General features: G+C 55.8%; 20 protein-coding genes and 5 tRNA genes. 16 read left to right on the forward strand and 9 right to left on the reverse strand.

Features of this window, described 5'->3' with window-relative positions:
* Window positions 1-206 precede the first annotated feature (206 nt).
* Entirely contained in the window at window positions 207-419 is a 213-nt protein-coding gene (gene cspA, locus ACDO57_RS20830) for an RNA chaperone/antiterminator CspA (protein ID WP_003860775.1), read from the forward strand.
* Between the two features lie 58 nt (window positions 420-477).
* Here cspA and ghrB read toward each other — a convergent pair whose 3' ends face one another.
* The 6 genes from ghrB to ACDO57_RS20860 form a co-directional block, all read right to left on the reverse strand.
* On the reverse strand, window positions 478-1452 hold the full coding sequence (gene ghrB, locus ACDO57_RS20835; RefSeq protein ID WP_370884543.1) for a glyoxylate/hydroxypyruvate reductase GhrB: 975 nt from the start codon (window positions 1450-1452) through the stop codon (window positions 478-480).
* A 26-nt stretch (window positions 1453-1478) separates the two neighbouring features.
* The gene (locus tag ACDO57_RS20840) at window positions 1479-2759 is read right to left on the reverse strand and encodes an MFS transporter (protein WP_370884544.1); all 1281 of its coding nucleotides are present in this window, start codon (window positions 2757-2759) and stop codon (window positions 1479-1481) included.
* 117 nt (window positions 2760-2876) lie between these two features.
* On the reverse strand, window positions 2877-3815 hold the full coding sequence (locus ACDO57_RS20845) for a sugar kinase (protein WP_370884545.1): 939 nt from the start codon (window positions 3813-3815) through the stop codon (window positions 2877-2879).
* A gap of 3 nt (window positions 3816-3818) precedes the next feature.
* Window positions 3819-4568: a sugar phosphate isomerase/epimerase gene (locus ACDO57_RS20850; RefSeq protein ID WP_248166154.1), complete on the reverse strand. Its 750-nt coding sequence runs from the start codon at window positions 4566-4568 to the stop codon at window positions 3819-3821.
* Window positions 4569-4671: 103 nt separating this feature from the next.
* Window positions 4672-5688, reverse strand: a complete 1017-nt coding sequence (locus tag ACDO57_RS20855; protein ID WP_008502761.1) for a LacI family DNA-binding transcriptional regulator — start codon at window positions 5686-5688, stop codon at window positions 4672-4674.
* A 145-nt stretch (window positions 5689-5833) separates the two neighbouring features.
* Window positions 5834-6496, reverse strand: coding sequence for an OmpA family lipoprotein (locus ACDO57_RS20860; protein ID WP_024909080.1), 663 nt, complete (start codon window positions 6494-6496; stop codon window positions 5834-5836).
* A 212-nt stretch (window positions 6497-6708) separates the two neighbouring features.
* Here ACDO57_RS20860 and ACDO57_RS20865 point away from each other — a divergent pair, with 212 nt between their 5' ends.
* Window positions 6709-8988 (forward strand): molybdopterin guanine dinucleotide-containing S/N-oxide reductase, encoded by a 2280-nt coding sequence (locus ACDO57_RS20865; RefSeq protein ID WP_061716272.1) that lies wholly within the window; start codon window positions 6709-6711, stop codon window positions 8986-8988.
* On the opposite strand, the gene ACDO57_RS20870 is transcribed toward ACDO57_RS20865, so the two are convergent.
* A complete protein-coding gene (locus ACDO57_RS20870; RefSeq protein WP_024909082.1) occupies window positions 8951-9397 on the reverse strand; it encodes an N-acetyltransferase in 447 nt (148 codons plus the stop codon). The two genes, ACDO57_RS20865 and ACDO57_RS20870, sit on opposite strands and share 38 nt — an antisense overlap.
* Complete coding sequence (gene tag / locus ACDO57_RS20875; protein WP_024909083.1) at window positions 9375-9956, reverse strand: DNA-3-methyladenine glycosylase I; 582 nt, start codon at window positions 9954-9956, stop codon at window positions 9375-9377. Before tag ends, ACDO57_RS20870 begins: the two co-directional genes overlap by 23 nt.
* Window positions 9957-10118: 162 nt before the next feature.
* Here tag and ACDO57_RS20880 point away from each other — a divergent pair, with 162 nt between their 5' ends.
* The 9 genes from ACDO57_RS20880 to dppF all read left to right on the forward strand — a co-directional run bounded on the left by ACDO57_RS20880 (window position 10119) and on the right by dppF (window position 20713).
* A complete protein-coding gene (locus ACDO57_RS20880; protein WP_048991772.1) occupies window positions 10119-10817 on the forward strand; it encodes an autotransporter domain-containing protein in 699 nt (232 codons plus the stop codon).
* A 238-nt stretch (window positions 10818-11055) separates the two neighbouring features.
* On the forward strand, window positions 11056-12258 hold the full coding sequence (locus ACDO57_RS20885) for an MFS transporter (protein ID WP_024909085.1): 1203 nt from the start codon (window positions 11056-11058) through the stop codon (window positions 12256-12258).
* 254 nt (window positions 12259-12512) lie between these two features.
* On the forward strand, window positions 12513-14204 hold the full coding sequence (gene eptB, locus ACDO57_RS20890; RefSeq protein WP_024909086.1) for a kdo(2)-lipid A phosphoethanolamine 7''-transferase: 1692 nt from the start codon (window positions 12513-12515) through the stop codon (window positions 14202-14204).
* A 91-nt stretch (window positions 14205-14295) separates the two neighbouring features.
* Window positions 14296-14372 (forward strand) — tRNA-Pro (locus tag ACDO57_RS20895).
* A 620-nt stretch (window positions 14373-14992) separates the two neighbouring features.
* Window positions 14993-16600: a dipeptide ABC transporter periplasmic-binding protein DppA gene (dppA, locus tag ACDO57_RS20900; RefSeq protein WP_023334096.1), complete on the forward strand. Its 1608-nt coding sequence runs from the start codon at window positions 14993-14995 to the stop codon at window positions 16598-16600.
* A gap of 177 nt (window positions 16601-16777) precedes the next feature.
* A complete protein-coding gene (dppB, locus tag ACDO57_RS20905; RefSeq protein ID WP_024909087.1) occupies window positions 16778-17797 on the forward strand; it encodes a dipeptide ABC transporter permease DppB in 1020 nt (339 codons plus the stop codon).
* Window positions 17798-17806: 9 nt separating this feature from the next.
* Window positions 17807-18709 carry a dipeptide ABC transporter permease DppC gene (gene dppC, locus ACDO57_RS20910; RefSeq protein WP_024909088.1) on the forward strand — a complete coding sequence of 301 codons (903 nt, stop codon included), beginning with the start codon at window positions 17807-17809 and terminating at the stop codon, window positions 18707-18709.
* A 10-nt stretch (window positions 18710-18719) separates the two neighbouring features.
* A complete protein-coding gene (dppD, locus tag ACDO57_RS20915; protein ID WP_008502772.1) occupies window positions 18720-19703 on the forward strand; it encodes a dipeptide ABC transporter ATP-binding protein in 984 nt (327 codons plus the stop codon).
* Window positions 19700-20713 carry a dipeptide ABC transporter ATP-binding subunit DppF gene (dppF, locus tag ACDO57_RS20920; protein ID WP_023309965.1) on the forward strand — a complete coding sequence of 338 codons (1014 nt, stop codon included), beginning with the start codon at window positions 19700-19702 and terminating at the stop codon, window positions 20711-20713. The genes dppD and dppF overlap by 4 nt, the downstream gene beginning before the upstream one ends.
* A gap of 42 nt (window positions 20714-20755) precedes the next feature.
* On the opposite strand, the gene coaA is transcribed toward dppF, so the two are convergent.
* Entirely contained in the window at window positions 20756-21706 is a 951-nt protein-coding gene (gene coaA / locus ACDO57_RS20925; RefSeq protein WP_021242480.1) for a type I pantothenate kinase, read from the reverse strand.
* A gap of 317 nt (window positions 21707-22023) precedes the next feature.
* Here coaA and ACDO57_RS20930 point away from each other — a divergent pair.
* From ACDO57_RS20930 to ACDO57_RS20950, 5 genes are all read left to right on the forward strand, one after another.
* A tRNA-Thr gene (locus ACDO57_RS20930) sits at window positions 22024-22099 on the forward strand.
* 8 nt (window positions 22100-22107) lie between these two features.
* A tRNA-Tyr gene (locus ACDO57_RS20935) sits at window positions 22108-22192 on the forward strand.
* A gap of 117 nt (window positions 22193-22309) precedes the next feature.
* A tRNA-Gly gene (locus tag ACDO57_RS20940) sits at window positions 22310-22384 on the forward strand.
* Window positions 22385-22390: 6 nt separating this feature from the next.
* A tRNA-Thr gene (locus ACDO57_RS20945) sits at window positions 22391-22466 on the forward strand.
* Between the two features lie 118 nt (window positions 22467-22584).
* On the forward strand, window positions 22585-22905 hold a 321-nt coding region (locus tag ACDO57_RS20950), incomplete at its 3' end, for a GTP-binding protein (protein ID WP_040176433.1).

The raw sequence follows: 22905 nt of genomic DNA on the forward strand, positions 1-22905 counted from the left end.
GCGAAAATAACGCTTGTCATTCCTCTACCACATCGGTATAACTATCCCCGTCGGTTTGTTACACAGACCTAAAGCAGTTTAGTAAAGCAGTCCAGATTGTTATCCATAGATACCCTTCGTTGTGACCCTTCCTTCATCGCTTAAAAATCTGTAACGCAATCCATCAAGCCGGAAGGCACAATATATTTGTTAATAAGGTAATTTCTATGTCTGCTAAAATGACTGGTCTGGTTAAATGGTTCAACGCTGATAAAGGTTTCGGCTTCATCACTCCTGACGATGGCTCTAAAGACGTGTTCGTACACTTCTCTGCTATCCAGAACGATGGCTACAAATCTCTGGACGAAGGTCAGAAAGTGTCCTTCACCATCGAAAGCGGCGCTAAAGGCCCAGCAGCTGGTAACGTTGTAAGCCTGTAAGCTTCCAACCCAGTAGCACAAAATTCAAAAACCCGCCTTCTGGCGGGTTTTTTCGTTTCTATCGTTGCACCTGCGGGTTCACGCAGTTTATCTCCACCTTTCCGCTAAGGGCGGCGATGAGATTATCGACCGCAGTGGCCGCCATGTTGTAGCGCGTCTCATGGGTGGCTGAGCCGATGTGCGGCAGCGCAACCACGTTAGGCAGCGAAAGCAGTGGCGAATCCACCGGCAGCGGCTCCTGCTCAAAGACGTCCAGACCTGCTGCCTGGATCTCACCTTTCTGCAGGGCCTCAATCAGCGCCTTCTCATCCACCACCGGGCCACGACCCGCGTTAATGAAAATGGCTGACTGCTTCATTTTCTTAAACGCTTCTTTGCCAATCAGATGACGGGTTTCGTCCGTCAGCGGCAGGACAAGGCAGACAAAATCGGCCTCCTGCAGCAGGGTATCCAGCTCGCAGTAACGGGCGTTGAAGCGTTCTTCGGCTTCACTGTGGTGGCGACGCGCGTTATACAGAATCGGCATGTTAAAACCAAAATGCGCGCGCTGCGCCAGTGCCAGCCCGATACGCCCCATACCGACAATGCCCAGCGTTTTACCGTGAACGTCCACGCCGAACCAGTCCGGACCAATGCTTTTTGTCCACTCGCCCGCTTTGACGCGCTCGGCGACTTCCACTACGCGACGGGCCGTGGTGAGCATCAGCGCCATCAGCGTGTCGGCCACGGTTTCCGTCAGGGCATGCGGCGTATGCATCAGCAGGATCTTGCGGACGTTAAGGGCGTCCACATCAAAGTTGTCGTAACCCACGGAAACGGTAGAGGTAGCACGAAGCTTCGGCATTTTCTCCAGCAGGGCGACATCCACTTTCTCGCTTGAACCCAGCAGGCCTTCGGCGCTGGCGAACGCGTCGGCGTGCTGCGCCACGGTTTCCGGGCGCAGGTTCTTCACCTGGGTGACGGTGAAGTGTTCTTCAAGACGTTTCTGCAGATCTTCCGGCAGTGCTTTGTATAAAATGACGGACGGCTTCATGCTAATCTCCGTTGATTTTTAAGGATTCAGGCGTGTCGAGCGCCGACAGGGTGTTGTTGATTATTAGCAGGCTTAACAATCAGAGTAAGCCACACCGAGGCGAAAAGCGCCACCCCCATAAAGATGTACGATGCGGACGGACTGCCGGTGGCACCGTTCAGGTAACCGACGAACCAGGAGCCGCAGAACGAGCCCAGTGCACCCATGCTGTTAATCAATGCCATTGCACCACCCGCGACGTTACGCGGGAGCATTTCCGGGATGATGGCAAAGAACGGTCCGTACGGGGCGTACATGGCGGCACCGGCAATCACCAGCAGGGTATAAGAGGCCCAGAAATGATTTGCGCCCACGGCCCAGGAGCCAATAAAGGCGAAGGCAGCAATCAGCAGCAGCGGCCAGACAAACAGCTTGCGGTTCTGCAGCTTGTCCGACGCCCAGGAGACGATAATCATCGCGATGGTTGCCGCCAGATACGGTACGGATGACAGCCAGCCTACTTCGACCATGCCGAGGTTTTCACCGCCGCTGCGGATAATTGACGGCAGCCACAGCACAAAACCGTACACGCCAATGCTCCAGGTAAAGTACTGCGCGCAGAGCAGGATTACGTTACGCGAGCGGAAGGCTTCACCATAGTTACGTACCGCCTTCAGACCTTGCTGTTCTTTGTCCAGCTGCGCCTGCAGCGCCGCTTTTTCATCTTCGGAAAGCCATTTCGCCTGGGCAGGTTTATCTTTCACCAGCACCCACCAGCAGAAGGCCCAGATAATCGCCGGCACCCCTTCGATGATAAACATTTCGCGCCAGCCGAAGGACTGGATCAGGTAGCCGGACACCACCGACATCCACAGTACCGTGACCGGGTTACCGAGGATCAGGAAGGTATTCGCGCGCGAGCGTTCAGATTTGGTAAACCAGTTGCTGATGTAGATCAGCATCGCGGGCATAACCGCCGCCTCAACGACGCCGAGGATAAAGCGAATGGCGGCCAGGGCAGGAATATTGTTCACCATGCCGGTCAGTGACGCGCAGGCGCCCCACAGGATCAGACAGATGAAGATCAGCTTACGCACGCTGCGGCGTTCCGCATAAATCGCGCCGGGGATCTGGAAGAAGAAGTAGCCCAGGAAGAAAAGGGCACCCAGCAGGGAGGAGATACCTTTTGTGATGCCAAGGTCCTCTGTGATCCCCGCCGCGGACGCGAAGCTGAAGTTGGCACGGTCAAGGTACGCCAGGCTGTACGTGATAAACACGATTGGCATGATGTACCACCAGCGTTTTACTGCATTGGTCGAACTGTTCATAGGCTTGCCTCTGTTGTTGAGGTTGTTACCGCCGTTGTCTGTAGGGTACACGGTGGCTTAATTATCTGGTGCGGCTTGTTGCCCTCACCCTGGCCCTCTCCCACCGGGAGAGGAAATTCATAATCCGAGCTGTGCTCGGGTGGGTAATCCTTCGCTGTCGCCCTGCACCTGAATGGCCAGCGAGCCAATCTTGTTGCCCCGCGCGACGGCCTGCTGCAGCGTTTTGCCTTCCAGCAGGGCGCTAATTACGCCGACGGCAAAACCGTCGCCCGCGCCGACCGTGTCGACAACGTTCTCAACCTTCACCGCCGCGACCGCGCCCTGTTCGCCGTTGGCCGTCTTGAACCATGCGCCATCGGCACCGGTCTTCAGCACTACCGCTTTTACCCCTTTATTCAGATAGAAATCAGCAATGCCTTCCGGCGTATTTTCACCCGTCAGGATCATCCCTTCTTTCAGCCCCGGCAGAACCCAGTCCGCTCTGAACGCCAGACGGTTCAGTTTCTCGACCATTTCCGCTTCGCTTTTCCACAGCACCGGACGCAGGTTAGGATCGAACGAGATCGTTTTTCCCTGGGCTTTCAGAGTGGCTGCCGCATGATCCAACAGTTCATACGAGCTGGCAGAGAGCGCTGCCGCCACGCCGCTCAGGTGCAGGTGGCGCGCGGAGGCGAAATAGTCTGCGTGGTAATCCGCAACAGAGAGGTGGCTTGCGGCCGATCCTTTGCGGAAATACTCCACAATGGGATCGGTTCCATTTTCGACCTTGGATTTAAGCTGAAACCCGGTAGGGAAGCGTCCGTCAAGGGTCACGCCTGCGGCATCGATACCCTCTTTTTTCAGCGAATCGAGAACGAAATGGCCAAAGCTGTCATCCCCCACGCGGCTGACCCAGCCCACGTTCAGGCCGAGACGCGCCAGGCCGGTCGCGACGTTGAGCTCTGCGCCTGCGACGCGCTTGATAAAGTGCTCTACCGCGCTCAGTTCGCCCGTTTCAGTGGCGACAAACATCGCCATGGCTTCGCCGATCGTGATGACATCCAGCGTCTTGTGCATGATTTACTCCTCGCGCAGCAGGTTGACGTAATGGCGGGTAACGGCGGTTAAATCCGTCCCTTCCAGCGGGAACTCGATCCCGCGTGGGGCATCGGCAGGCAGCTGGCCGAGCAGATCCAGCCAGCGCGCATCGGCGTGGTCCGGTGCCACGGCGCGGAAGTTATCTTTATGCGGCACGGCGGCTTTAACGTGGATATAGCTCACCGCAGGGGCCAGATGACGTGCGGCTTCTTCAGGCGAATCGCCAACCCACAGCCAGTTGCCCATGTCGAAGGTCAGCGTGACGGGGAGCGCCATTTCCCGGCAGGCGGCCTGGAAGCGCTGCATGGGGGCGAGCTGTCCGCAGTCGGTCTGATCGTTCTCCACGACCAGCGCCATGCCGCTTGCGTTCAGCAGGCTACGCAGAGCGTCGAGAGGCTGCGCGTCGCGGAAATGGCCCAGGGAAACCTTTAGCCACAGGGCGTTCAGGGTGCTGGCCTCAGAGAGATAGCGGGTCAGGTCCGGGTTGAGGGTGCCGTCTGGCATAAACAGGGCGGCGGGGGCGGAGTAGCACGCCAGCAGGCCGAGCAGCTCAATGGATTCTCCCAGCGCCGGCAGCGCCAGCAGCTCGTCGCTGCTGAACAGTTCCCGGCGGATCTCCACGCCGTCTGCCCCTGCGCCTGCAATAACGGGCAGCATCGCCCGCTGACCGCCCGCCTGTCGCACCTGTTCCGCACCGTACGCGGCGGTGACCACCATAATTTTCCTGCCCATCTTCGGACTCCATCGCAACATATCAATACTATTACGCTAGATGGAACCGGTTCCAAAGAAAAGGTCAGGATGTTGAATTTATGATCGCTATCACAAGGGAAATTTAACGTGCGGTGGAGCCGCGAACGATCAGCTCGCCGGAGAAGACCTGCTCGCGAACGGCATCGCTGGTGCCTTCAATACGACGAACCACTTGTTCAACAGCAGCATAGCCAATCTGCCAGGTGGGTTGTTTGAGTGTCGTAATGCCGACGCCGGCCAGCTCCGCCCACTCCAGCTCATCAAACCCCAGCAGACCGATATCGCTGCCCCAGTGCAGGCCAATACGCTTGAGCGAGCGGGCGACCTGGAGCGTCAGCGCCCCGTTGGCGGAGATAACGGCTTTGCGCATCCCGCGATGGCGCGTGTGGAACTGACGCAGGGTGTTGTCGAGCTGCCCCGCTTCGTGAAGCGGCGTTTCGGCATTTTCGGCTATCACGCCGGGATATCGCTCCAGCGTGGCGCGAAATGCGCTCAGGCGCTCGCGACGGGTGTTGACCATCCCCAGCGGTTCACTCAGAAACAGAATGGCCTCGAAGCCCTGCTCAATCAGATGTTCGGTGGCGGTCGTGGCGGCCTGGGTGTTATCCAGCCCGACCACATCGCAGGCAAATTCCGGGATTTTACGGTCGATAAGGACCATCGGCAGGGAGGATTGCTGCAGGCGGTTTAACCCCTCTTCGCGCATGCCCACCGCGTTAACCACGATCCCTTCCACCTGATAGCTGCGCAGCAGGTCGAGGTAATGCAGCTCCTGATCGACTTCGTTGTTGGTATTACAGACCAGCGGCGTGAAACCCTTCTCACGACAGGCGGCTTCAATACCGCTAAGCACGTTCACGGAATAGGGGTTGGTGATATCGGCGATGATAAGCCCGATAAGGCGGGTGCGACCGCGTTTAAGCCCGCGCGCCATGAGGCTGGGACGATAGTCGAGATCGGCAATGGCTTGTTCAATACGCGCCAGCAATGCGTCGGACAACAGGTGTTTCTCGCCATTGAGGTAGCGCGAAATGCTGGTTTTACCGGTTTTGGCGGCTTTCGCCACGTCGCTGATGGTGGCCCGGGCTGGTTTGCTCATCGCTGATTTCCCTGAATTTAGTGAGAATACCTTAGCGGGAAAATCGGACGAATCAAGTAATTTGCCCGGTGGCGCTGCGCTTACCTGGGGTGCGGTCTGGTGCCCTCACCCCAACCCTCTCCCACGGGGAGAGGGGGAAATGCGATTACTGAATTGGGCTTAACGTAATCTCAACGCGGCGGTTCTGCGCTTTGCCTTCCGCCGTGCTGTTGCTGGCGATAGGGTTGGCAGGGCCCATGCCGCTGGTGCGGATGCGGTTCGCTTCAACGCCCTGGGTGATCAGCGAGCTGGCCACGGCATCGGCGCGCTGCTGGGACAGACGCATGTTCAGATCCTGGCTGCCGGTGCTGTCGGTGTAGCCCATCACGTTTACAGCGGTCTTGTTGTACTCTTTCAGCACCATCGCCACGCCGGTCAGGGTATTCGCACCCGCCGGTTTCAGCGTTGCGCTGCTGCTGTCGAAGGTCACGTTGTTCGGCATGTTCAGGATGATGTTATCGCCGCTGCGCGTCACGCTCACACCGGTTCCCTTCATTTTGTCGCGCAGCTTCGCTTCCTGCACGTCCATGTAATAGCCTACGCCGCCGCCAAGCGCTGCGCCTGCCGCTGCGCCAATCAGCGCGCCTTTGCCGCGGTCTTTCTTGGAGGAGGAGAGCGCCCCAACGCCTGCGCCGACCAGCGAGCCGATACCTGCGCCAATGCCGGATTTACCCGCTTCGCGTTCACCGGTGTAAGGGTTGGTTGTGCAGCCAGAAACAGCCAGGGCACCGCTCACCAGAGCGGCAATAACGAGTACGCGTTTTTTCATCTTCTTTCCTTAATCCTTTTTATTCTTTGCCACGGCGAGCGTGGCAGTTGATTATGACGTCCAGATACGGAGAAAATTCCGGGTATAACTCTGAAATTTGTGACAAACCATAAACTGCCTCAGCAAGAAGGCCGTAAAACCTGCACGCAACCAGGAGCGCACGCTTGAGCACCTCAACGAAAACCATTCTGACCGCCGCCCACTGGGGACCGATGCTGGTCGAAACTGATGGCGAAAATGTTCTGTCGTCCCGCGGGGCACTGCCAACCCAACATCCCAACTCGTTACAGACCGTCGTTCGCGATCAGGTGCATAGCAAAACGCGTGTGCGCTGGCCGATGGTGCGTAAAGGTTTTCTGGCCTCGCCGGACAAGCCGCAGGGAGTTCGCGGTCAGGATGAGTTTGTTCGCGTGAGCTGGGATGACGCGCTGGCGCTTATCCACGCCCAGCACAAGCGCATTCGCGACAGTTACGGTCCGTCGTCGATTTTCGCCGGTTCCTACGGCTGGCGTTCTAACGGGGTGCTGCATAAGGCTTCAACGCTGCTGCAGCGCTATATGAGCCTGGCGGGAGGTTATACCGGTCATCTGGGGGATTACTCCACCGGTGCGGCGCAGGCGATCATGCCGTACGTCGTGGGCGGGAACGAAGTGTATCAGCAGCAGACCAGCTGGCCGCTGGTGCTGGAGCATACCGATGTGGTCGTGCTCTGGAGCGCTAACCCCCTTAACACATTGAAAATTGCCTGGAATGCGAGCGACGAGCAGGGTATTGGATATTTCGACGCGCTGCGCAAAAGCGGCAAGCGCATCATCTGCATTGACCCCATGCGCTCTGAAACCATGGATTTCTTCGGCGACAGCGCCGAGTGGATTGCCCCCCATATGGGCACCGACGTGGCAATGATGCTGGGTATCGCCCATACGCTGGTCGAAAACGGCTGGCACGATGTCGAATTCCTGACGCGCTGTACCACCGGCTTCGATAAATTCGCCGACTACCTGACGGGCCAGTCCGATGGGGTGGCGAAAACGGCAGAGTGGGCAGCAGCGATTTGTGGCGTTACAGCGGAAAAACTCCGCGAACTGGCGGCGTTGTTCCATAAAAACACCACGATGTTAATGTCCGGCTGGGGGATGCAGCGCCAGCAGTTTGGCGAGCAAAAACACTGGATGCTGGTGACCCTTGCCGCGATGCTTGGGCAGATCGGTACGCCGGGCGGCGGTTTTGGTCTCTCCTATCATTTTGCCAATGGCGGTAACCCCACGCGTAAAGCGGCGGTGCTGGCGTCTCTGCAAGGCTCGGTGCAGGGCGGCGTGGATGCTGTGGATAAAATCCCGGTGGCGCGTATTGTTGAAGCCCTGGAGAATCCGGGCGGTTTTTATCAGCACAACGGTCTGGACCGCCACTTCCCGGATATTAAATTTGTCTGGTGGGCGGGCGGGTCGAACTTCACGCACCATCAGGATACCAACCGCCTGATCCGCGCCTGGCAAAAGCCGGAGCTGGTGGTGATTTCAGAGTGCTTCTGGACCGGCTCGGCTAAGCATGCAGATATTGTGCTGCCGGCGACCACCTCGTTTGAGCGTAACGATCTCACCATGACCGGCGACTACAGCAACCAGCATATGGTCCCGATGAAGCGCGTAGTGGCCCCGCGAGATGAAGCACGTGATGATTTTGACGTGTTTGCTGAACTGAGCGAGCTGTGGGAAGCGGGCGGTCGCGCGCGTTTTACCGAAGGGAAAAGCGATCTGCAATGGCTGGAGACCTTCTACCAGATTGCCGGACAGCGCGGCGCGGCGCAGGGCGTGACGCTTCCGCCCTTTGCTGAGTTCTGGGAGGCGAACCAGATCGTCGAGATGCCGGAGAGTGAACAGAACGCGAAGTTTGTCCGTTTTGCCGATTTCCGCCGCGACCCCGAGAACCACCCGCTGAAAACCGAGAGCGGAAAGATTGTGATCCACAGCGAGCGCATCGCCAGCTTTGGCTATGCCGACTGCCCGCCACACCCTATGTGGCTTGAGCCGGACGAGTGGCATGGTAACGCCCAGCCGGAGCAGCTGCAGGTGTTGTCAGCGCATCCCGCGCACCGTTTGCACAGCCAGCTTAACTATACCTCTCTGCGCGAGCGGTATGCGGTCGCCGGGCGAGAGCCGATCACGCTGAATACCCTCGATGCGCAAGCCCGCGGGATTGCGGACGGCGACGTGGTGCGCGTCTGGAACTCGCGCGGGCAGGTGCTGGCAGGGGCGGTGGTGAGCGACGGGATTAAACAGGGCGTGATCTGTATTCATCAGGGCGCATGGCCTGACCTTGAGCTTGCCGAAGGCGGTATCTGTAAAAACGGGGCGGTTAACGTGCTGACCAAAGATCTCCCCAGCTCGAAGCTGGGGAACGGTTGCGCAGGGAATACGGCCCTGGCCTGGGTCGAGAAATATCAGGGGCCCGCGCTTACCTTAACGGCGTTTGATCCGCCTGCCAGCTCATGATCCACGTCGGGTGCTGGGTGTCATCCTGCCAGGCGCTGTCTTCAATGCGAAAGCCCTGCGCATGGTAGAAGTTCACCGCCCGAACATTTTTCTGGTACACCTCCAGGCTTAAGTGCGGGAAGCGCTGTTGAACATAGTTCAGCAGCGCGCGCCCGATGCCTTTCCCGATGCATGACGGTGCGACAAACAGCGCGCCGACAAACTGAGACTGCATCACGCTGATAAATCCGCAAGGTTTGCCATCCTGTTCCCAGACCCAGGTTTCGGCTGACGGCAGGTAAACATCCCGCACCATGGCCTCGTTCTCTTTCCAGTAACCCGGCTCGATAAACGGATGTGCTTCCGTGGTGCTTTCAAGCCACAGGCTCAGAAGCGGCGCGGTATTTTCACTTTGCCATTTGCGGATCATGATGGCCTCCCGGATGACAGAAGCAGCCGGTAACGTGGTCGTTGACCAGGCCACAGGCCTGCATAAAGGCGTAGCAGATGGTGGAGCCGACAAACTTAAAGCCGCGTTTTTTCAGAGCCTTCGAGAGCGCATCCGAGGCCGGGGTGGAGGCCGGGATTTCCGCGAGCGTGGCGGCCTGGGTAACCTGCGGATCGTTGTTCACAAACGTCCAGACAAAATCTGAAAATGATTCGCCGTTTTGCTCCATCGCCAGATAAGCACGTGCGTTACCGATGATGGCCTGGATCTTACCGCGATGGCGGATGATGCCGGCATCCTGCACCAGTCGCTCGACGTCCTCATCGGTCATCGCAGCGACGGCGACAGGATCGAACTGGTGAAAGGCGTTGCGATAGTTTTCGCGTTTTTTCAATACCGTAATCCACGATAACCCCGCCTGCTGGCCCTCCAGGCAGATCATCTCAAAGAGCTTTTTGCCATCCGTTTCGGGCACGCCCCATTCCCGATCGTGATAGTCGATATAAAGCTGATCCTGGCTCACCCAACCGCAACGTTCCATCCGTCATCTCCCTTATTGATACTGATTTCGCAAAAATTTCGTTCTGACTGGCTTGACGTGTTTACTATAAAGACAATAGTTAATACAGGGCTATATGCTCTCTAAAGTCTTCCTGAATAACGACAAATATCGCCGAATTCGGCTCTCTCTGGGGTCGCGTTGATGATGATAAAAAAAATCAGTGGTCGCCATGCTGCTTCTGGCCTGGTGGGAATTTCAGCCTGCCTGTTTTTTTGTAATACGGCGTCTGCCTGGCAACAGGAATATATCGTTTCAGACGCCCAAAATAATACGGCGGAACGCTATACATGGGACGCGGATCACCAACCGCGTTATGAGGATATTCTTGCGGAGCGTATCCAGTCTTCGCAAAACGCGCCAGGTCTTGCCCTGAATATTCCGTCAGGCAGCACCACGGAGGGGGCGATGAGCGTGGGCTGGAATTTTCCGGTTTCAGCGCGTATCACCACCGGGCCGGTAGTGGCGTGGCGGTACGATGGCACGGCTCCGATGATGATCAACGAGTTTGGTGATAGCGCGTCGACGCAGGCGCTCACCGACCCGCTCTGGCATGCCAGCGTCAGCACGCTGGGGTGGCGTGTGAATACCCAGTACGGCGATCTCCGTCCCTGGGCGCAGATCAGCTATAACCAGCAGTTTGGTGAAAACCAGTGGAAATCGCAGTTTGGCATGCCGCAAACGCCAGCCCCTGCCCAAAACGGTAGCTGGATGGATGTCACCGTGGGAACGGATATTCCATTTAATACGCACATGGCGGCGTATGCGTCGCTGGCTCAGGGGGAACACACCTCCACCGGTGAGGAGTTTTTATACACCCTTGGCGTCAGCGCAAATTTCTAGAGTTGTTACTTTTTTAAACGTTACGATAACATCTCGAATACAACAACCACGGGCTTTACAGCGATAGCAGATACTAACACGCTATCGCTTTATTCCCATGCCAGGCCATTCATTCCCGATTCCAGGCATTTCATTCCGTTCCGCCTGCATTTCATGCCGTTTTACCCCAGGCATATTAAGGTTTTGTTTATCGTTGTCCTCAGCGAACTTCCTTAATTTCTCTTGCAGGACAACTGCCATGAACACACCAACTTATAACCGCACGCGCTGGCTCACGCTCTTTGGCACCATCGTCACCCAGTTTGCGCTGGGCTCGGTCTATACCTGGAGCCTGTTTAACAGCGCGCTTTCCGACAAGCTCGGCGCGCCGGTCAGCCAGGTCGCGTTCTCCTTTGGTCTGCTGAGCCTGGGTCTGGCGATTTCGTCTTCCGTCGCGGGCAAGCTGCAGGAGCGTTTTGGCGTGAAGCGCGTGACCATGGCGTCCGGCATTCTGCTGGGGCTGGGCTTTTTCCTGACGGCGCATTCCAGCAACCTGATGATGCTGTGGCTGAGCGCCGGCGTGCTGGTGGGGCTGGCTGATGGCGCGGGGTACCTGCTGACGCTGTCAAACTGCGTGAAGTGGTTCCCGGAACGTAAAGGCTTAATCTCCGCGTTTGCCATTGGTTCTTACGGTTTGGGCAGCCTCGGGTTCAAATTTATCGACTCCCACCTGCTGGCGTCCGTTGGCCTCGAAAAAACCTTTATGATCTGGGGCGCAATTGTTCTGGTGATGATTCTGTTCGGCTCCACGCTGATGAAAGATGCGCCGCAGCAGGAGGTTAAATCCGTGAACGGCGTGGTGGAGAACGACTTTACCCTCGCGCAGTCCATGCGTAAGCCACAGTACTGGATGCTGGCGGTGATGTTCCTGACGGCCTGCATGAGTGGTCTGTATGTCATCGGCGTGGCGAAAGATATCGCGCAGGGGATGGTGAAACTGGATGCCGCTACGGCGGCCAATGCGGTGACCGTGATATCCATTGCTAACCTCTCTGGTCGTCTGGTCCTCGGTATTCTGTCTGACAAAATTGCCCGCATCCGCGTGATTACGATTGGGCAGGTGGTCTCGCTGGTCGGTATGGCGGCGCTGCTGTTCGCTCCGCTGAATGAAGCCACCTTCTTCGCGGCGATTGCCTGCGTGGCCTTTAACTTCGGCGGCACCATCACCGTCTTCCCGTCACTGGTAAGCGAGTTCTTTGGCCTGAATAATCTGGCGAAAAACTACGGTGTTATCTATCTGGGCTTCGGGATCGGCAGTATCTGCGGCTCGCTGATTGCCTCCCTGTTCGGCGGGTTCTACGTGACCTTCTGCGTGATATTTGCCTTGCTGATTATCTCGCTGGCGCTCTCGACCACGATTCGTCAGCCGCAGCGCGAAGTGTTCAAAGAGGTGCATGCTTAATGACGATGAAAAAGGCCGGTTATCCGGCCTTTTTCTTGTGTGAAAACTGATGATCTGGCTAAACCGTCTCGTTCTTAATTTTTTGTAAATATCTGTACCGATCACACACTCTGCTGCCACTTTTTCTTTTCCCTGTGGTCTACTTACCACGCGGGTAGACGTTTCCGATAACGACTTCTTAAGCGATTCTTTAACCTATTCATTTTTAAAACAAAAATGATCGGTGATTTCGTCCCTTTTTCCGGGTAGTTTGCATGAAATACATTAAATCGATGGCACAACAAAAGCTCTGCTTTTTGCTGGCGTTGTACATCGGCCTGTTTATGAATGGCGCAGTTTTCATCCGTCGGTTTGACGGTTACGCGCATGATTTTACCGTCTGGAAAGGAATTGCAGCGGTTGTCGAATTGGTCGCTGCTGTACTGGTCACCTTCTTTTTATTCCGTATTCTTACCCTGTTTGGCCGTCGCGTGTGGCGAGTGCTGGCTACGTTTATCGTGCTGTGCTCGGCGGGTGCCAGCTATTACATGACCTTTATGAACGTGGTGATTGGCTACGGCATTATTGCCTCAGTGATGACCACGGATATCGACCTCTCTAAAGAGGTTGTAGGGCTGCACTTTATTCTCTGGCTGGTAGCCGTCAGTGCCTTACCGCTGCTGCTCATCTGGAGCAACCGTTGCCGGTACACGCTAGTGCACCAGATTCGCACGCCAGGCAAACGTTTCAGAAGCGTCGCGATAGTCCTGCTGGCCGGTTTGATGGTCTGGGGACCAATTCGTCTGCTGGAAGTGAAGCAAAAGCATGATGAGCGTACCTCAGGCGTGGATATGCCAAGCTACGGCGGTGTAGTGGCGAACTCGTATTTACCGTCTAACTGGATTTCCGCGCTGGGGCTGTATGCGTGGGCGCAGGTGGATGAATCTTCCGGTAACAAATCGCTGATGAACCCGGTGAAGAAGTTTACCTACGTCGCACCAAAAGATATCGACGATACCTATGTCGTCTTTATTATCGGAGAAACCACGCGCTGGGATCATATGGGTATTCTTGGCTATAACCGTGATACCACGCCGAAACTGGCGCAGGAGAAAAACCTGATTGCCTATCGTGGCTATTCTTGTGATACCGCCACCAAGCTCTCACTGCGCTGTATGTTTGTGCGCGAGGGCGGGGCGAGCGACAACCCGCAGCGTACGCTGAAAGAGCAAAACGTCTTCTCGGTGCTGCATCAGCTTGGGTTCACGTCTGCCCTCTATGCGATGCAGAGCGAAATGTGGTTCTACAGCAATACCATGGCGCAGAACATTGCATACCGTGAGCAGATTGGCGCAGAGCCGCGTAACCGTGGCAAATCTGTCGATGACATGCTGCTGATTGATGAGATGAAACTGTCCCTGAGCGATAATCCTGATGGTAAGCATCTGATTATTCTTCATACCAAAGGGTCGCACTTTAACTACACCCAACGTTACCCACGTAACTTTGCCAAATGGAAGCCTGAGTGCGTCGGGGTGGATAAAGACTGTACCAAAGCGCAGCTGATCAACTCCTACGACAACTCCGTGCTGTATGTGGATCACTTTATTGATTCGGTGATTGACCAGGTACGTGATAAGAAAGCGATTGTGTTCTATGCGGCGGACCACGGTGAATCCATCAATGAGTATGAGCATCTGCACGGTACGCCGCGCAAGATGGCACCGCCAGAGCAGTTCCGTGTACCGATGATGGTGTGGATGTCTGACAAGTATCTGGAAGACCCGGAGAAAGCGAAGATGTTTGCTCAACTGAAGAAAGAGGCGGAGATGAAGGTGCCGCGTCGTCACGTTGAGCTGTACGACACCATTATGGGTTGTCTCGGCTATACCTCACCGAATGGTGGGATTAACGAAAACAACAACTGGTGCAAACTCCCTGATAACACCGCAAAAGCCGCGCAGTAGCTGCTCTGGCGAGAATATCGCCAGTTGAATGGCTTTTTGAAAATAAGGGATTGACGGGGGCGCACCTCAGCAGTAAGATGCGCTCCGCATTCGGCGAGTAGCGCAGCTTGGTAGCGCAACTGGTTTGGGACCAGTGGGTCGGAGGTTCGAATCCTCTCTCGCCGACCACATTCTGAAAAGGGCTAACCGTAAGGTTAGCCCTTTTTGCATTATGACCTTATCTCGTCAGAGTATCCAAAACGCCCCTTAGACCTGCTTCCACCTGCCTGTTAACGATTTTGTGACATAATCCATTGTATTTTTTTATATATAGATTGATCTTTTTTCGCGTTGCTTATGGATAACCTCAGCATTTTTCGCTGTGCGTTTTAACGTTCGCGGTATTTAGTGCTCAGATAATCACCATTCTGCAAGAAAATTTACCCATTCTGAATAAAAGTTAATCACTGATTGTGGCGAAATAGGGAGAGAGTTGTGCTGCAACATGGCGAGTAGCATAAATTTCCCTGCTGAAAACTGGCGTACATAGTTTTTTTAATCTTTGTTTGCGGTTTCTCACACTCAGCGTAAATCCCCGTCACCTGTATTGACGTTTTCACATTCTGTTGACAGATTGTAGGGCATGAGGGGCATTTCAGGGACGATCTGCGCTGCAACTCAAACGCTCTTCTGAAAGGATTCTCCATCCCTTTAAAGCCTTCGGGCATCACCGACCGGACCGGGTAAAAAATAAATAAAGGTCTGGCGGCGTAACACAACAAAGCAAAACATCACATTGGAGCAGAATAATGAGTATTTCCTTGAAGAAGTCAGGGATGCTGAAGCTTGGTCTGAGCCTGGTGGCTATGACCGTGGCAGCAAGCGTACAGGCAAAAACCCTGGTTTACTGTTCTGAAGGCTCGCCGGAAGGCTTTAACCCACAGCTCTTTACCTCTGGTACGACTTACGACGCAAGCTCTGTACCGATCTATAACCGTCTGGTTGAATTCAAAACCGGTACCACGGAAGTGATTCCGGGTCTGGCCGAGAAGTGGGACGTCAGCGAAGACGGTAAAACCTATACCTTCCACCTGCGCCAGGGCGTGAAGTGGCAGGACAGCAAAGAGTTCAAACCAACGCGCGACTTTAACGCCGACGACGTGGTGTTCTCCTTCGACCGTCAGAAAAACGCCCAGAACCCGTACCACAAAGTGTCTGGCGGCAGCTATGAATACTTCGAAGGGATGGGGCTGCCGGACCTGATCTCTGAAGTGAAAAAAGTGGACGATAATACCGTTCAGTTCGTGCTGACGCGTCCGGAAGCGCCGTTCCTGGCTGACCTGGCCATGGACTTCGCCTCAATCCTCTCTAAAGAGTATGCGGACAACATGCTCAAAGCCGGTACGCCGGAGAAAGTCGACCTGAACCCAATCGGTACCGGTCCATTCCAGCTGCTGCAGTACCAGAAAGATTCCCGCATTCTGTATAAAGCGTTCGAAGGCTACTGGGGCACCAAGCCGAAGATCGACCGCCTGGTCTTCTCCATCACGCCTGATGCGTCAGTGCGTTACGCAAAACTGCAGAAAAATGAATGCCAGGTGATGCCGTACCCGAACCCGGCTGACATCGCCCGCATGAAGCAGGACAAGAACATCAACCTGCTGGAGCAGGCTGGCCTGAACGTGGGCTATCTCTCCTTCAACACCGAGAAGAAACCGTTTGATGACGTGAAAGTGCGTCAGGCGCTGACCTACGCGGTGAACAAAGAAGCGATCATCAAGGCGGTTTACCAGGGTGCAGGCGTTGCAGCCAAAAACCTGATCCCACCAACCATGTGGGGCTATAACGACGACGTTAAAGACTACAGCTACGATCCTGAGAAAGCGAAAGCGCTGCTGAAAGAAGCGGGCCAGGATAAAGGCTTCACCGTTGAGCTGTGGGCGATGCCGGTACAGCGTCCGTACAACCCGAACGCACGCCGTATGGCAGAAATGGTTCAGGCTGACTGGGCTAAGATTGGCGTTCAGGCCAAGATTGTGACCTACGAGTGGGGCGAGTACCTGAAGCGCGCCAAAGCGGGTGAGCATCAGGCAGTCATGATGGGCTGGACCGGTGATAACGGGGATCCGGACAACTTCTTCGCCACCCTGTTCAGCTGCGCGGCGGCAAAAGACGGTTCTAACTACTCTCGCTGGTGCTACAAGCCGTTTGAAGACCTGATCCAGCCGGCGCGTGCGACCGACGATCACAACAAACGTATTGAACTGTACAAGCAGGCTCAGGTTGTTATGCACGATCAGGCTCCGGCGCTGATTGTTGCGCACTCCACTGTGTACGAGCCAGTGCGTAAAGAAGTGAAGGGCTACGTGGTTGATCCACTGGGCAAACACCACTTCGAAAACGTATCTGTTGAATAATTAAAAGCAACGCCAGGCGGCGCTGCGCTTGCACTGGCCTACGGTATGTAGGCCGGGTAAGCGTAGCGCCACCCGGCAGCAGTGCTTAATTCTCTCTCTGAAAGGAGAGGGAATAAGATTTGTGAGCAATACAGACGTCACGCCACTGGTCGTGCGTCATCAGAGAGAATCCGGGTTATGTTGCAGTTCATCCTCCGACGTCTGGGACTTGTTATCCCCACGTTTATCGGTATCACCCTTCTCACTTTTGCCTTCGTCCATATGATCCCCGGCGACCCGGTAATGATTATGGCGGGCGAGCGTGGTATTTCCCCTGAGCGCCATGCACAGCTGTTGGCGGAACTCGGTCTCGATAAGCCGATGTGGCAGCAGTACCTCCACTATATATGGGGCGTGTTGCACGGTGATTTAGGGATTTCGCTGAAAAGCCGTCTTCCGGTGTGGGACGAGTTCGTGCCGCGTTTTAAAGCGACACTGGAGCTTGGCGTCTGCGCCATGATTTTCGCCACTGCGGTGGGTATTCCTGTCGGGGTACTGGCTGCCGTCAAGCGTGGCTCTATTTTCGACCATACCGCCGTGGGCCTGGCGCTGACCGGCTACTCCATGCCTATCTTCTGGTGGGGCATGATGCTGATCATGCTGGTCTCGGTGCAGCTTAACCTGACACCGGTCTCCGGGCGCGTCAGCGATATGGTTTTCCTGGATGACACCAACCCGCTCACCGGCTTTATGCTGATTGATACGGCTATCTGGGGTGAAGAGGGTAACTTCATGGATGCCGTCGCGCATATGATACTGCCTGCCATGGTGCTGGGCACCATTCCTCTGGCGGTGATCGTACGTATGACCCGTTCATCGATGCTGGAAGTGCTGGGCGAGGATTACATCCGCACCGCCCGCGCCAAGGGCCTGACGCGTATGCGCGTCATTATCGTCCATGCGCTGCGTAACGCCATGCTGCCGGTTGTGACCGTTATCGGTCTCCAGGTGGGGACGTTGCTGGCGGGGGCGATTCTGACCGAAACCATCTTCTCCTGGCCGGGCCTGGGACGCTGGCTGATTGACGCGCTGCAGCGCCGTGATTATCCGGTTGTGCAGGGCGGTGTACTGCTGGTCGCGACGATGATTATCCTCGTCAACCTGCTGGTCGATTTGCTGTACGGCGTGGTGAACCCGCGTATTCGTCATAAGAAGTAAGGGGCCATCATGTCACAGGTTTCTGAAAACAAAGTTGTTGCTGCACCGGTTCCGATGACGCCGATGCAGGAGTTCTGGCACTACTTCAAGCGCAACAAAGGCGCGGTGGTGGGGCTGGTGTATGTCGCAATCATGATCCTGATTGCGGTGTTTGCAAACGTGCTTGCGCCGTATAACCCGGCGGATCAGTTCCGCGATGCGCTGCTTGCGCCACCTGCGTGGCAGGATGGCGGCAGCCTGGCGCACCTGCTGGGTACCGATGATGTGGGGCGCGATGTGCTGTCCCGTCTCATGTACGGCGCGCGTCTGTCGCTGCTGGTCGGCTGCCTGGTTGTTGTGCTGTCGCTGATCATGGGCGTCGTACTCGGCCTGGTTGCCGGCTACTTCGGCGGCATCGTTGATAACATCATCATGCGTATCGTCGACATCATGCTGGCGCTGCCAAGCCTGCTGCTGGCGCTGGTGCTGGTGGCGATCTTCGGCCCGTCGATCGGTAACGCCGCGCTGGCGCTGACCTTCGTGGCGCTTCCTCACTACGTGCGTTTAACCCGCGCGGCGGTGCTGGTGGAAGTGAACCGCGATTACGTCACCGCGTCTCGCGTGGCGGGTGCCGGTGCGATGCGCCAGATGTTCGTTAATATCTTCCCTAACTGCCTTGCGCCGCTGATTGTTCAGGCGTCGCTCGGTTTCTCTAACGCCATTCTTGATATGGCCGCTCTTGGCTTCCTGGGCATGGGTGCGCAGCCGCCAACACCGGAGTGGGGCACCATGCTCTCCGACGTGTTGCAGTTCGCACAAAGCGCCTGGTGGGTTGTCACCTTCCCGGGTCTGGCAATCCTGCTGACGGTGCTGGCATTTAACCTGATGGGTGATGGCCTGCGTGATGCGCTTGATCCCAAACTGAAGCAGTAAGAGGCACGAGATGGCGTTATTAAATGTAGATAAATTATCGGTGCACTTTGGCGACGAAGGCACTCCGTTTCGCGCCGTGGACCGCATCAGCTACAGCGTAAATCAGGGCGAAGTGGTTGGTATCGTCGGGGAGTCCGGTTCAGGTAAGTCAGTGAGCTCACTGGCGATCATGGGGCTGATTGATTACCCGGGCCGCGTGATGGCGGAAAACCTGCAGTTCAACGGTCAGGACCTGAAGCGCATTTCTGAAAAACAGCGCCGCCAGCTGGTGGGCGCAGAAGTGGCGATGATTTTCCAGGATCCGATGACCAGCCTGAACCCGTGCTACACCGTCGGTTTCCAGATTATGGAAGCGATTAAGGTGCATCAGGGCGGGAATAAGAAAACCCGTCGTCAGCGCGCGATCGATCTGCTCAACCAGGTAGGTATTCCTGACCCGGCTTCGCGTCTGGACGTTTACCCGCACCAGCTCTCAGGCGGGATGAGCCAGCGCGTGATGATCGCGATGGCGATTGCCTGTCGACCAAAACTGCTGATTGCGGATGAACCGACGACGGCGCTGGATGTGACCATTCAGGCGCAAATCATCGAACTGCTGCTGGAGCTGCAGCAGAAAGAGAACATGGCGCTGGTGCTGATTACGCACGATCTGGCGCTGGTGGCCGAAGCCGCGCACAAAATCATCGTGATGTATGCCGGCCAGGTGGTCGAGACCGGAAATTCGCACGATATCTTCCGCGCGCCGCGTCACCCGTATACCCAGGCGCTTTTACGCGCGCTGCCGGAGTTTGCTCAGGATAAAGCGCGTCTGGCGTCGCTGCCGGGTGTGGTACCGGGTAAATATGACCGTCCGCAGGGCTGCCTGCTCAATCCGCGCTGTCCGTATGCGACGGACAAATGCCGGGCGGAAGAGCCAGAGCTGAACCAGCTGGCTGACGGTCGTCAGTCGAAATGCCACTACCCACTCGATGATGCCGGGAGGCCAACACTATGAGTACGCAACAGGCCACCACGCAACAGCCGCTGTTGCAGGCCATCGATCTGAAAAAATACTACCCGGTGAAGAAGGGATTGTTTGCCCCTGAACGCCTGGTGAAAGCGCTGGACGGCGTCTCTTTTAACCTCGAACGCGGTAAAACGCTGGCGGTGGTGGGGGAGTCAGGCTGCGGTAAATCCACGCTGGGCCGTCTGCTGACGATGATTGAAGTGCCGACCGGCGGGGAGCTCTATTATCAGGGGCAGGATCTGCTCAAGCACGATCCGCAGGCGCAGAAGCTGCGCCGCCAGAAAATCCAGATTGTGTTCCAGAACCCGTATGGTTCTTTGAACCCGCGTAAAAAAGTCGGACAGATTCTGGAAGAGCCGCTGCTGATCAACAGTAATCTGAGCAAGGAGCAGCGCCGCGAAAAAGCGCTGGCGATGATGGCGAAGGTCGGCCTCAAAACCGAGCACTACGATCGCTATCCGCACATGTTCTCCGGCGGCCAGCGTCAGCGTATCGCGATTGCTCGCGGGCTGATGCTCGATCCGGACGTGGTGATTGCCGATGAGCCGGTCTCCGCGCTCGACGTATCCGTGCGTGCGCAGGTACTGAACCTGATGATGGATCTCCAGCAGGAGCTGGGGCTGTCTTACGTGTTCATCTCCCACGACCTGTCGGTGGTGGAGCATATTGCTGATGAGGTAATGGTGATGTACCTGGGGCGCTGCGTGGAGAAGGGGACCAAAGACCAGATCTTTAATAACCCTCGCCATCCGTACACCCAGGCGCTGCTGTCTGCGACGCCGCGTCTCAACCCGGACGATCGTCGTGAACGTATTAAGCTGACGGGTGAGCTGCCAAGTCCGCTGAATCCGCCGCCGGGATGTGCATTCAACGCCCGCTGCAGCCGTCGTTTTGGCCCCTGCACCCAGCTCCAGCCGCAGCTGAAGGATTATGGCGGCCAGTTGGTTGCCTGCTTCGCGGTCGATCAGGATGAAAATGGCGAGAAGCCACAGGCATAACGAAAAAACCGGCGCTAAGCCGGTTTTTTTATGTCTGCTTGATTATTTCCGCAGGCGAATCTGGTCGACGGCGTGCTTCTCGCTCTTGGTGAGGATCAGGCTCGCGCGCTCGCGCGTCGGCAGGATGTTCTCTTTGAGGTTCACGTAGTTGATCTCATTCCACAGCCCCGTTGCCACATTGATCGCTTCTTCTTCAGAAAGCTGGGCGTAATGGTGGAAATAGGAGTCCGGGTCGGTGAACGCCCCTTCGCGGAACTTCAGGAAACGGTTGATGTACCAGTTCTGCAGCAGGTCTTCCGGCGCATCGACATAGATAGAGAAATCGACGAAATCCGAGACGAATACGTGATGCGGATCGTGAGGATAGTCCATCCCGCTTTGCAGTACGTTCAGACCTTCCAGAATCAGGATGTCCGGCTGGACCACCGTTTTATCCCCACCCGGGATGCGATCGTAGATCAGATGCGAATAGACTGGCGCAGTCACGTGCGGCACGCCGGATTTCAGGTCAGAGACAAATTTCACCAGACGGTGCATATCATAAGAGAGCGGGAAGCCCTTCTTCTTCATCAGCCCGCGTTCTTTTAACACTTCGTTCGGGTGCAGGAAGCCGTCGGTGGTGATCAGCTCCACGCTGCGGTGTTCCGGCCAGCGGCTCAACAGCGCCTGCAGGACACGCGCGGTGGTACTTTTACCCACGGCCACGCTGCCTGCGATACTAATGATATAAGGAATGCGTTGACCGTTCGTCCCGAGAAACTGCTCCAGCACGGCCTGACGGCGCAGGTTCGAACTGATATAGAAGTTAAGCAAGCGAGAGAGGGGGAGATAAATTTCTGCCACCTCTTCCAGGGACAGATCTTCGTTTATCCCTTTTAACCGTGCGATTTCACCTTCCGTCAGCGTCATAGGGACGGAATCACGCAGGGCAGCCCACTGGCTGCGGTTAAAGTGAAGATAAGGCGTCATTAACGTTTGCTCTTTTTTGCTCATAAGCATGCTTCAGTGAGCCAGCGCTACACTGCCGGATCGTGGCTCATCACACAGTTAATTTTGGACAATGGGCAGGAGGTTAACACCAGATGGCAGGAATAATAAGAAAAAAGATGGATAGCGCTGCGTTACGCGGAAGCCGTCACGCTATGGTGTATACGGTGTAAATCACGCGTGCATGTTGATTATTTGACCCGCAATGACTACTTTTACAGCGCTTAGCGCTTCGTTCGCATAAAATGTGAGCGAAAGAACGTTTTATGCAAATTTTTAGTTGCATGACCGCGCAGGTATCCATAGAATGCGCGCTACTTGATGCCGACTTAGCTCAGTAGGTAGAGCAACTGACTTGTAATCAGTAGGTCACCAGTTCGATTCCGGTAGTCGGCACCATCAAGTCCGGTGGGGTTCCCGAGCGGCCAAAGGGAGCAGACTGTAAATCTGCCGTCACAGACTTCGAAGGTTCGAATCCTTCCCCCACCACCACTTTCTGGCAGCGTAAATGCCGCCGGAGCTGGTTGGAAAAATTAGCCAGCTCAAACTGAAAAAGAGAGAAATCTCTTTTTTTGTTACAGAAAGAACTGGGTAGCCGAGTTTCAGGATGCGGGCATCGTATAATGGCTATTACCTCAGCCTTCCAAGCTGATGATGCGGGTTCGATTCCCGCTGCCCGCTCCAATACGTGCTGATATGGCTCAGTTGGTAGAGCGCACCCTTGGTAAGGGTGAGGTCCCCAGTTCGACTCTGGGTATCAGCACCACTTCACTTCTCCTTCCCGTTTCTCTCTGTTTCAATTTTACTGTATTCAACAATTCAGGCATTTCGCCTGGTTGATGTGGTGATATCACCGATTTATCCGTGTCTTAGAGGGACAATCGATGTCTAAAGAAAAGTTTGAACGTACAAAACCGCACGTTAACGTCGGTACTATCGGCCACGTTGACCATGGTAAAACAACGCTGACCGCTGCAATCACTACCGTTCTGGCAAAAACCTACGGTGGTTCTGCTCGCGCATTCGACCAGATCGATAACGCACCAGAAGAAAAAGCTCGTGGTATCACCATCAACACCTCTCACGTTGAGTACGACACCCCGACTCGCCACTACGCACACGTAGACTGCCCAGGCCACGCCGACTATGTTAAAAACATGATCACCGGTGCTGCGCAGATGGACGGCGCGATCCTGGTTGTTGCT

It is taken from the genome of Enterobacter cloacae complex sp. 2015409, assembly GCF_041365315.1.
GTDB classification, from domain to species: Bacteria; Pseudomonadota; Gammaproteobacteria; order Enterobacterales; family Enterobacteriaceae; genus Enterobacter; species Enterobacter pseudoroggenkampii.

Coding starts and splice junctions, on each gene's coding strand:
- cspA (WP_003860775.1), top strand. CDS start 207: ATGTCTGCTAAAATGACTGGTCTGGTTAAATGGTTCAACGCTGATAAA.
- coaA (WP_021242480.1), bottom strand. CDS start 21,706: ATGAGCAAAAAAGAGCAAACGTTAATGACGCCTTATCTTCACTTTAAC.
- ACDO57_RS20885 (WP_024909085.1), top strand. CDS start 11,056: ATGAACACACCAACTTATAACCGCACGCGCTGGCTCACGCTCTTTGGC.
- ACDO57_RS20845 (WP_370884545.1), bottom strand. CDS start 3,815: ATGCACAAGACGCTGGATGTCATCACGATCGGCGAAGCCATGGCGATG.
- dppF (WP_023309965.1), top strand. CDS start 19,700: ATGAGTACGCAACAGGCCACCACGCAACAGCCGCTGTTGCAGGCCATC.
- tag (WP_024909083.1), bottom strand. CDS start 9,956: ATGGAACGTTGCGGTTGGGTGAGCCAGGATCAGCTTTATATCGACTAT.
- eptB (WP_024909086.1), top strand. CDS start 12,513: ATGAAATACATTAAATCGATGGCACAACAAAAGCTCTGCTTTTTGCTG.
- ACDO57_RS20880 (WP_048991772.1), top strand. CDS start 10,119: ATGATGATAAAAAAAATCAGTGGTCGCCATGCTGCTTCTGGCCTGGTG.
- dppA (WP_023334096.1), top strand. CDS start 14,993: ATGAGTATTTCCTTGAAGAAGTCAGGGATGCTGAAGCTTGGTCTGAGC.
- dppD (WP_008502772.1), top strand. CDS start 18,720: ATGGCGTTATTAAATGTAGATAAATTATCGGTGCACTTTGGCGACGAA.
- ACDO57_RS20860 (WP_024909080.1), bottom strand. CDS start 6,496: ATGAAAAAACGCGTACTCGTTATTGCCGCTCTGGTGAGCGGTGCCCTG.
- ACDO57_RS20840 (WP_370884544.1), bottom strand. CDS start 2,759: ATGAACAGTTCGACCAATGCAGTAAAACGCTGGTGGTACATCATGCCA.
- ACDO57_RS20855 (WP_008502761.1), bottom strand. CDS start 5,688: ATGAGCAAACCAGCCCGGGCCACCATCAGCGACGTGGCGAAAGCCGCC.
- ACDO57_RS20865 (WP_061716272.1), top strand. CDS start 6,709: ATGCTGGTCGAAACTGATGGCGAAAATGTTCTGTCGTCCCGCGGGGCA.
- dppC (WP_024909088.1), top strand. CDS start 17,807: ATGTCACAGGTTTCTGAAAACAAAGTTGTTGCTGCACCGGTTCCGATG.
- ACDO57_RS20850 (WP_248166154.1), bottom strand. CDS start 4,568: ATGGGCAGGAAAATTATGGTGGTCACCGCCGCGTACGGTGCGGAACAG.
- dppB (WP_024909087.1), top strand. CDS start 16,778: ATGTTGCAGTTCATCCTCCGACGTCTGGGACTTGTTATCCCCACGTTT.
- ghrB (WP_370884543.1), bottom strand. CDS start 1,452: ATGAAGCCGTCCGTCATTTTATACAAAGCACTGCCGGAAGATCTGCAG.
- ACDO57_RS20870 (WP_024909082.1), bottom strand. CDS start 9,397: ATGATCCGCAAATGGCAAAGTGAAAATACCGCGCCGCTTCTGAGCCTG.